At 49.2% G+C, this 9,047-nt stretch carries 8 protein-coding genes; 2 read left to right on the top strand and 6 right to left on the bottom strand.

Annotated elements, in window-relative coordinates; translation table 11 throughout:
- Positions 1 to 386: hypothetical protein (locus GX659_05375; GenBank protein ID NLD28219.1), on the bottom strand; the 386-nt coding region annotated here is incomplete at its 3' end.
- Between the two features lie 321 nt (positions 387 to 707).
- Between GX659_05375 and GX659_05370 the strand changes: the two genes are divergently transcribed.
- Positions 708 to 938, top strand: coding sequence for a helix-turn-helix transcriptional regulator (locus GX659_05370; protein ID NLD28218.1), 231 nt, complete (start codon positions 708 to 710; stop codon positions 936 to 938).
- A 21-nt stretch (positions 939 to 959) separates the two neighbouring features.
- Here the strand turns inward: GX659_05370 and GX659_05365 are convergent, their stop codons facing one another.
- Genes GX659_05365 through GX659_05355 form a run of 3 tightly spaced genes read right to left on the bottom strand, consistent with a single transcriptional unit; the run spans position 960 to position 3,314 of the window.
- Positions 960 to 1,484, bottom strand: coding sequence for a hypothetical protein (locus tag GX659_05365; protein ID NLD28217.1), 525 nt, complete (start codon positions 1,482 to 1,484; stop codon positions 960 to 962).
- A 41-nt stretch (positions 1,485 to 1,525) separates the two neighbouring features.
- Positions 1,526 to 2,896 (bottom strand): phage terminase large subunit, encoded by a 1,371-nt coding sequence (gene terL / locus GX659_05360; GenBank protein ID NLD28216.1) that lies wholly within the window; start codon positions 2,894 to 2,896, stop codon positions 1,526 to 1,528.
- On the bottom strand, positions 2,886 to 3,314 hold the full coding sequence (locus GX659_05355; protein ID NLD28215.1) for a hypothetical protein: 429 nt from the start codon (positions 3,312 to 3,314) through the stop codon (positions 2,886 to 2,888). Before GX659_05355 ends, terL begins: the two co-directional genes overlap by 11 nt.
- Before the next feature lie 341 nt (positions 3,315 to 3,655).
- On the opposite strand from GX659_05355, the gene GX659_05350 reads away from it, so the two are divergent.
- A complete protein-coding gene (locus tag GX659_05350; protein NLD28214.1) occupies positions 3,656 to 4,885 on the top strand; it encodes a DUF1554 domain-containing protein in 1,230 nt (409 codons plus the stop codon).
- Between the two features lie 137 nt (positions 4,886 to 5,022).
- Here the strand turns inward: GX659_05350 and GX659_05345 are convergent, their stop codons facing one another.
- Both GX659_05345 and GX659_05340 read right to left on the bottom strand, forming a co-directional pair.
- On the bottom strand, positions 5,023 to 7,692 hold the full coding sequence (locus tag GX659_05345; protein ID NLD28213.1) for a pyruvate, phosphate dikinase: 2,670 nt from the start codon (positions 7,690 to 7,692) through the stop codon (positions 5,023 to 5,025).
- Between the two features lie 49 nt (positions 7,693 to 7,741).
- Complete coding sequence (locus GX659_05340) at positions 7,742 to 9,046, bottom strand: glycine--tRNA ligase (protein NLD28212.1); 1,305 nt, start codon at positions 9,044 to 9,046, stop codon at positions 7,742 to 7,744.
- Between the last annotated feature and the right edge of the window lies 1 nt (position 9,047).

Below are 9,047 nucleotides of genomic sequence, written 5' to 3'. Positions count from 1 at the left end.
TCGGCTATTATTTTTTCATTTATAAATGTCCCGTCCTTAGTGAATACATATCCCAGTGAGCGCCCGTACATATCTTTGCGTTGATTGTCGTATTTCAGGCGTATTTTATTACCCAATAGAAGATTGCTAAGATAATCGGCTGATTGTGCGCCCATTTTAATAATGTCATCGGCCTTGCACTTAGAGCGGACTACATCACGTTCAATTTTTTTGTTGTAATGACTTTCAGGGGTATCAACGCCAATGAGCCTTATTTTATTTCCGTTGCTTAAAACAATCGTGTCACCGTCCACAATTCTCACGACCGTCTTTGCACAGCCAGACAAGAGTAATGATAAAAATAAAATGAAGATTGCTGACTTTATGCTGTTACAGGTTGCCTTCATTGCGATTTACTCACTAACACAAATGCCTCGCATTTCATTTTCCGCCTTGTGACAATAACACCATGTGCCGCATTGAATATCGTAATAGCAAGGGTCTGTTCTACAATGCCAGCAATCGGCTTTGCCAGACCAGAAAAACACACCCCCTGCGATAAGAATTGAAATGAAGATGAGAATCACCAATAATCTGTTAGCTCGTTTTTGCAGATGGTGTTTCGTGTTCGCCATTAATTCAATATCTCCATAGTTATCATGTTCTTACATATGGTATAGTCTATCATACCATATCTATAAAGGCCAGAGGTATTTATAGTCCTTCATGTGAAGGATTATACTGAAACATATACAGCTTTTCAGAAGCGTTTTTGTGACAATCTAAAAAAGGCTTTGAAAAAAGCGGGGATGAGCCAAAGACAACAACTTCTATCAGGTCTTGACCCACGTTATATCGCACGAATAAAAAAGGGCGAAGGCAACCCCACTCTGATGACGGTGTGGCGCATTTGTAAAACCATCGGCGTTGACCCTAAGAATTTGTTTGAGAAATCTTGAAGTACATATTGATATGAGTAATCAGTAAGTTGAAAGACAATCTTTCTTCCATTCTTCGAAAGACTGTCTATTGTTTTCAATGCACGGATATTTATCAGACACTAACTGTTCACCAGCATCCCACGCATGTTGTTCATGTTCTTTATTTCTGATTTTCGACAAATCAAAAATTAGCAAGTGACCAACTTCGTGTACTAAATCCCATATTATCGTGAGATTTTTTCTGTCATGGATAGAGCCATCTGTATTTTTTATTTGGTGTCCAAGATAAATCCGACCGCCGCTATCTGGATTATCCTTATCATGATATTGAATAAGCGAATTACTGACTCTGGGCGTAGCCACAACATCAAACCTTTTTTGCTTAGCATAATCGGTCAAAAAAATAGTCATATTCTTAAAATCAACAACGTGAGTCGGCAATATCGGAGCAGATGCCCCATATTGCATATCAAAACGTTTTCTTCTTAAATCTATATTTATCAATCCAGCCAAAAAAAGGAGTTCATCAATTTTACTCTCTTTTCTAGTATCCACGCTATTCATGGTGTGCATACAGGTATCAAGTTTGTACCCGAATGTCAGTATTATTTTGCATTGTATAAGTCGCCTAAAAGATTTTTCAGCCTTGTAACGCCATCACACTTTTTATGCAGATATGAGAGCGCCTGTGACATGGCATCCACTTGGTCATCGTTCTGGGCGTTTGGAAAATCGGCGCACTCATCCAGAAAATCATTCACCCATGATTTTATCTTAGGGTCGGGAAGGTAGATATTGCCGGATTCCTGTAAATAAGAGACTGCCTGTGCTCTCGACTCCTTTGAGCCGTCGGGAGTCATCGGCAATACGCCCTGAAACTTTCGTTTCAGAACGTCGATGATTGCAGAGCCATTGGCCTTATCTTCTATGAGCTTACTGTATGTTTTTGGATAGTCCTTTACGAGTTTATTGATAGCCTTTATCGTATCGACGAAACCCATCTTTCCTCTCACTTGGTCGATGAGATAAATATCAGGCCCGACCTTACCCCACACCTGACCGACAACATAACTCGTGTTTTTGCCATCCTTGAAACTCGAATCCCACGACTGAATCATCATATCGAATCGTGACGGCGAAACCTGATAAAATCGCCATTTATTTCGTTTGAAGATATTGCCCTCTCTTGCTGATGGTCTGCCCATGTAAAGGGCGTTCCAGAAATATGAGCCGAGTGTTTTTTCAATATCTCTAAGAGCCGAATCGCCGAACATCTCCGGCCACAGTGGGTTATTGTTTTCATCACGAGCCGAAAAATTGATGACCGTCCAGTTTTGGTTAGTAAGTTCATTTATAGCCCAACCGATATTGTCGTCCTCATGCCAGCGTGTGCCACACATAACGACGGCCCCATCCTTTTGAAGGCGTGTGCTCGCAACAGAGCGATACCAGTCTTTTATCTGTTCTCGAATATATTTGCTGTCAGCCTCTTTGTTGTCCTTAAACATATCATCAAGAATAAGAAGGTCTGCACCTTTGCCAGTTATTGAGCCGCCACGACCGACGGCATTGTATGTGCCACCTTCGATTGTGTTGAACTCATGCTTAGCCTGTGAATCCTCACTAATATGGCAATTCGGGAATATCCTTTTGAACAGAGGGTCTGCGAGTTGATTTCTGACAAGGCGACCGAATTTTGTGGCCTGATTCTGGCTGTATGATGAGTAGATTATTTGTTTTGATGGATTCCTGCCGAGATACCATGCGGGGAAAAATTGGGCGATGTTAAGCGATTTGCTACACCGAGGCGGCATCGTAACGATGAGGCGGTCGATATTCCCGCACTCAATTTCTTCTAGGGCATTACACAGTTTCAGGACATGCAAAGGAGTCTTGTATCCAGACCACATCGTCTGGGCATATGCGGCTAGTCTTATTCGAGAAAGTTCGAGAATATCTTCAAATTCATGCTTCATTTCTCATCTTCTGGGCTTTAAGGAAAGTTTGTGCAATCTTGACAGCGTGACCCTCGTCTATATCCGATAAAGGCCGTCCGGCGGCTCCTGTCCATTCCTGACGTGTGCTGAACTCATCCTTCTTCTTGCGTTCCATAAACTTCATAGCAAATTCAGGGTCATCCAGACGGTCGAAAATGGCCTTTCTAGCCTTCAATATAGGCGTTTCCTTCAAGACCTCTTTTTGTTCCCGAAATTCAGGATTTTTTTGTTGATAACGGCCAAGTGCAGAAAGCGAAATTTCTGCATGGTTACAGGCTTCTGCGTCCGTTGCACCAATGGAAAAAGCCCACTCCAATTTCGAGAGGACGGTTTTTTCGTCTTTACCATCAAATTGCGGTCTGCCGACCTTCTTATTTTGTGTTTTCTTACCGTTCATAAATCCTCACTTTATGCCGCACATTGCATCGTATATTCAAGACATGCAGTTCTAAAACTTTCCAACAAGCCACCCCAAGTAGGAGAAGAAGCCATTTCGGCAACTAGTCGGAATGGCTTTTTCAATTCAAAGGCTCCTTAGATAATCGACAATTGTTTCTCATTTCTAGATTCTAGCTTCTTGATGTTGGTCGATGGTCAATTGTCCATTGTCCGTGGTCGAGGTTGGGGTTGTACAGAATTGCTCGTTGCTCCGTCTTACGATTTTATGACGATTTTGAGATTTTCGGTTGATATTTAGCGAGCACTGTGCGTAGTATTGGCAAAAATAGGAGGTGTAGAATGCGGGAAGGAAGAATATTCGGTTTTCTTGTCATCTTTTTTGCAGTGCTTGCCATGGCTTCCTGCGGAGGGAGCGAGACGCCTCCGTCTGAGGCGGTCTCGGTCAACACGCTCGACGGGAGGACCAATATCGCCGTCAATAGCGTCTTTCGCTACACATTTGACATACCGATAGACGAGTCAACAGTGACCGAAGATAGCTACTTCATCGTGCCGATTCCCCGTCTTGCACAGGTCCTCAAGGCCGATATCGACCCCGCGCTCTGCGATCCCGCGAACGCCCTTGGAGCATCGCTTAACTGCAACACGCTGAAGACCTGCGACCTGACGCCCGAGGAGAATCTCGACGGCGACGCGCAGTACGCGATATGCCTCACAGATGACATTTACTACCTCTTAGGCAGGTCTTTCACGGGTTTCATGGCGAGATTCACGACCGCCGCGGCGACAGTCCAATATCAGGTGACCCCTTCCGGCGACGATAACATCGACACCCTCAATCCCAGTGAAGCCCAGACCGTCAACTCTGGTGAGAGCGTCGAGTTCACAGTAACTGCAAAAGACGGCTATACCGTCTATGACTCCGTGGGCAGAACATGTCCCGCAGGAAGTTGGGAAGGCAATCTCTACACAACAGGCCCTATCACTGAAGACTGTACCGTTGAGTTTGCCGCTGAATTTACAGCCAATTACCAGAAGATCTTCGTGACGAACAGCGGCAACACTGGAAAATTTGCAGGGGATCCGAACTTTGCCATATCAAACGCAGATGCCTTCTGCATGAATGACAGCAACTACCCGGGCAACGGTGTATACAAAGCCATGATCGTTAACGGAGTTACTCGTAACGCGTGTACTTCCAGCAATTGCGAGACAAATGGTACAACCGAACACATCGATTGGGTTTTGCTGCCCGATACCACGTATGTGCGGGCGGATCTTACAAAGGTCATCGGCAGGACTACAGACAAGGGAATTTTTAACTTCAACATCGCTGAACTCACTAATGCTTTCTCGGATATAACCGAGGAGATTGAGACATGGACAGGGCTCGATGATGAATGGAGGACCGTCACCGGTTATACCTGTCAGGATTGGACGGAGGATGATGCTAATCGTACTGGTTATATAGGCCTTTGCAATTCTAAGGACGGAGAAGCAATTGCCGCTTTTGAGCAGAGCTGCGACAGGGACAATGTGAAGATCGTATGCGTTGAACAGATTAACTGAAAATAGGGCTGAGCGGTGGAGGGGTTTTTCTCTGTATTGCAAAAATAGCTGCACAAGCAGAAGCTGCCGGGCGCACACAAAAAAACGCCGACGTCTCGTACGTCGGCGTTTTTGAACTGTCATTTAACTACCTGATATTACTGTTTATTCTCATCAGCAAGTACCGCCTGCGCGGCCGCGAGCCTAGCAATCGGAACGCGATATGGCGAGCAGCTTACATAGTTGAGGCCGATATCGTGGCAGAACATCACCGACTTCGCCTCGCCGCCGTGTTCGCCGCAGATTCCGATATCGAGCTTCGGATTTACCTTGCGACCGAGCTCGACGCCGATCTTCATCAATTTGCCGACGCCTGCCTGGTCTATAGATACGAAGGGGTCGCCCGGCAGAATCTTCCTGTCGACGTACTCGCGGATGAACTTTCCGGCATCGTCGCGCGAGAAGCCGAAGGTGGTCTGCGTAAGATCGTTGGTGCCGAAGCTGAAGAAGTCGGCGTACTTCGCGATCTCGTCGGCGGTGATCGCCGCGCGGGGCAGCTCGATCATCGTGCCGATGTAGTACTTCACCTTCTGACCGGTGCGCTCGATCACCTCTTCGGCGACCTTCTCACACACCGTTCTCAGCTGACGAAGCTCGTTGACATGTCCGACGAGTGGTATCTCGATTTCAGGGATCACGATGATGTGGTCGTCACGAACAAGTTCGCAGGCCGCTTCCATGATCGCCTGAGTCTGCATCGCGTAGATCTCTGGAAAAGTTACGCCGAGGCGGCAGCCGCGATGGCCGAGCATCGGGTTGACCTCGTGGAGCTCCTCGGCTTTGGCACGAAGCTTTTCAGCCGAAACGCCGAGTTCCTTGGAAAGATCGGCGATCTCTCCCTCGGTATGAGGAAGAAATTCGTGCAGCGGCGGATCCAGAAGCCTGATGGTTACAGGGTAGCCGTTCATCACGCGGAAGATCCCTTTGAAATCACCCTTCTGCATCGGGAGAATTTTGGCCAGCGCCTTCTTTCTTCCCTCGAGCGAATCTGCGAGAATCATCTCGCGAACTGCGTCGATGCGCTCGCCATCAAAGAACATGTGCTCGGTCCTGCAAAGGCCTATGCCTTCAGCGCCGAATTTGCGCGCAACCTCCGCGTCATGCGGCGTGTCGGCGTTGGTTCTGACCTTGATCTTCTTTATCTCATCTACCCATTCCATGAATGTGCCGAACTGACCTGTGAGCTCTGGACGCGAAGTTTTGAGTTCCCCCAGCATGACTTCGCCTGTCGAACCATCGAGCGTTATCGAGTCACCCTCATTGAGAGTCAGGTTTCCGATGGATGCGATCTTTGCCTCGGCATCGACCTGAAGCTCGGAGCATCCGGCCACGCAGCAGGTGCCTATGCCGCGAGCGACCACGGCCGCGTGCGACGTCATTCCGCCGCGAGCAGTGAGAATTCCTTCGGCGACGACCATCCCCTTGATATCATCTGGAGAGGTCTCGAGCCTCACCAATATAACCTTCTCCCCCCTCTTTACCCATTCATCGGCATCGTCGGCCGTAAAGACTATCTTGCCGACGGCAGCGCCGGGAGAGGCGGGAAGCCCTCTCGCGACCACTTCACGTTTCACCTTCGGATCGATCGTCGGGTGAAGGAGCTTATCGAGCTGTTCGGGATCGACGCGATTCACAGCCTCTTTCTTGTCGATCAGCTTTTCTTCAACCATATCGACGGCGATCTTCACAGCCGCTGCGGCCGTGCGTTTGCCGTTTCTGGTCTGGAGCATCCAAAGTTTTCCCTGCTGGATGGTGAATTCGATATCCTGCATATTTCTGTAGTGCTTCTCGAGCTTGAGGTAAATCCCTTCGAGCTCCTTATACGCGGAAGGCATCGCCTCTTCGAGGGAAACCTCGGAAGGGGATTTCTTGCCAGCGATGTTGATCGGCTGGGGTGTGCGGATCCCCGCAACGACATCTTCACCCTGGGCGTTGATGAGATATTCTCCGTAGAAACGATTTTCACCGGTGGAGGGATCGCGCGTAAAGGCGACGCCTGTGGCGCAATCATCACCCATGTTGCCATAGACCATCGCCTGCACGTTGACCGCCGTTCCCCAGCTGCTGGGATATCCGTGTATCCTTCTATATTCCACAGCGCGTTCGGTATTCCACGACTTGAAAACCGCACCTATTCCACCCCAGAGCTGCTCGCGGGCGTCGTTTGGAAATTCAACGCCGAGATCCTGTCGCACCTTTTCCTTGAAAAGTTCGCACAGCTTCTTGAGGTCTTCAGCGGAGAGTTCGGTGTCGAGCTTCACTCCTCGCTCGGCCTTGAGCTCATCGATGATCTTCTCAAAATGTTCCGAGTCGGCGCCCATCACGACATCGCCGTACATCTGGATAAAACGCCTGTAGCTATCATAGACGAAGCGCTCGTTGTTCGTCTTCTTGATCAGACCTTCGATGGTCTCGGTGGTAAGGCCCAGGTTCAAAACCGTGTCCATCATGCCCGGCATGCTGGCACGAGCGCCTGAACGAACCGAGAGAAGCAAAGGATTTGCCGGATCTCCGAACTTCGCGCCCATCACCTTTTCGGTGAACTTGAGCGCTGACATGACCTGTTCTTCCAGCTCCTTCGGATAGGTGCGGTCGTTATCATAGTAGTAGGTGCACACCTCGGTGGTCACCGTCATTCCGGCCGGAACCGGAATGCCGAGATTGCTCATTTCGGCCAGGTTCGCCCCCTTGCCGCCGAGCAGATTTTTCATCGTTGCATCACCGTCCGACTTTCCTCCCCCAAACGTGTAAACATACTTCTTTCCCACAGCGTTCCTCCTTGTTTGAATTTTTTTGTTGAGCTGTATCGCGTCTCCCCTAGAACTTCGAAAATTTATCCTCGAAGTAACTGACGAGATTTGCCAGCGGTATTCTTTCCTGTTTCATCGAATCACGGTCGCGCACAGTGGCAGCGTGGTCGCTCTCCGAATCAAAATCGTAGGTAACACAGTATGGCGTTCCTATTTCATCATGGCGCCTGTAGCGCTTTCCGATGGAACCCGCATCGTCGTATTCGCTGACGAACCTCTTTCTGAGATCCATCTCCAGCTTCTTCGCAGGTTCCTTCAACTTATTCGAAAGCGGCAGCACGCCGATCTGCACCGGGGCCACAACTGGGTTGAAACCCATCACTACCCTCTTCTCCCCGGCGACCTCCTCTTCCCTGTAGGCATCGCACAGCACCGCAAGAGCCGTCCTATCCACGCCGACGGAGGTCTCGACCACGTGCGGAACAAATTTTTCCTTCCTCACATCGTCGAAGTAATTCATGTCCTTGCCGGATTCGTTCATATGCTGCGTCAGATCATAATTTGACCTGTTGGCTATCCCTTCCATCTCGGACCATCCGAACGGCATCTCGTACTCGACATCGCTGCAGGCCTTGGCATAGTGCGCGAGCTCCTCCTTCGAATGTTCTCTGATGCGGATCTTTTCAGGTTTTATTCCTATCGATGCAAACCATTCGCGCCTGTCCGCGACCCAATACTCAAACCACTTGTCGGACTCGTCGGCGTGACAGAAAAATTCCATCTCCATCTGTTCGAACTCCCTCGACCTGAAGATGAAATTCCTCGGCGTGATCTCATTTCTAAAGGCCTTGCCTATCTGCGCGATGCCAAACGGCACCTTCATCCTGCTGACAGTCTGAACGTTCTTGAACTGCGTGAAGATAGACTGGCATGTCTCGGGCCGAAGGTAGGCGAGCGATGCGTTGTCCGATGTCGCACCGACATAGGTTTGAAACATCAGGTTGAACGCGCGCGCATCGGTAAGCTCTCCTCCGCATTCCGGACATGACCCTTCAGCGTTTCCCTTTTTTGGAGTCGGCATATCGTCCGCCCGAAAACGCTTTTTACATGACTTGCAGTCCACCATCGGATCGCTGAAGCTCGAAACATGGCCGGAGGCGACCCATGTCCTCGGATGCGCTATTATGGAGGTATCTACGCCGACGACATCGTCGCGCCCTTGAACCATCCTGCGCCACCAGGAGTCCTTGATTCGGCGCTTCAACTCGACGCCGACAGGCCCAAAATCCCAGAAGCCATTGATCCCGCCATATATCTCGCTAGATTGGAAGACAAACCCCCTGCGCTTGCAGAGAGATACGAGAGTCTCCATG

This window comes from Myxococcales bacterium, assembly GCA_012513515.1.
Taxonomy (GTDB): Bacteria; UBA10199; UBA10199; order 2-02-FULL-44-16; family JAAZCA01; genus JAAZCA01.
The sequence above is the reverse complement of the archived record's forward strand: the minus strand, read 5'-3'. Positions and strand labels throughout refer to the sequence as shown.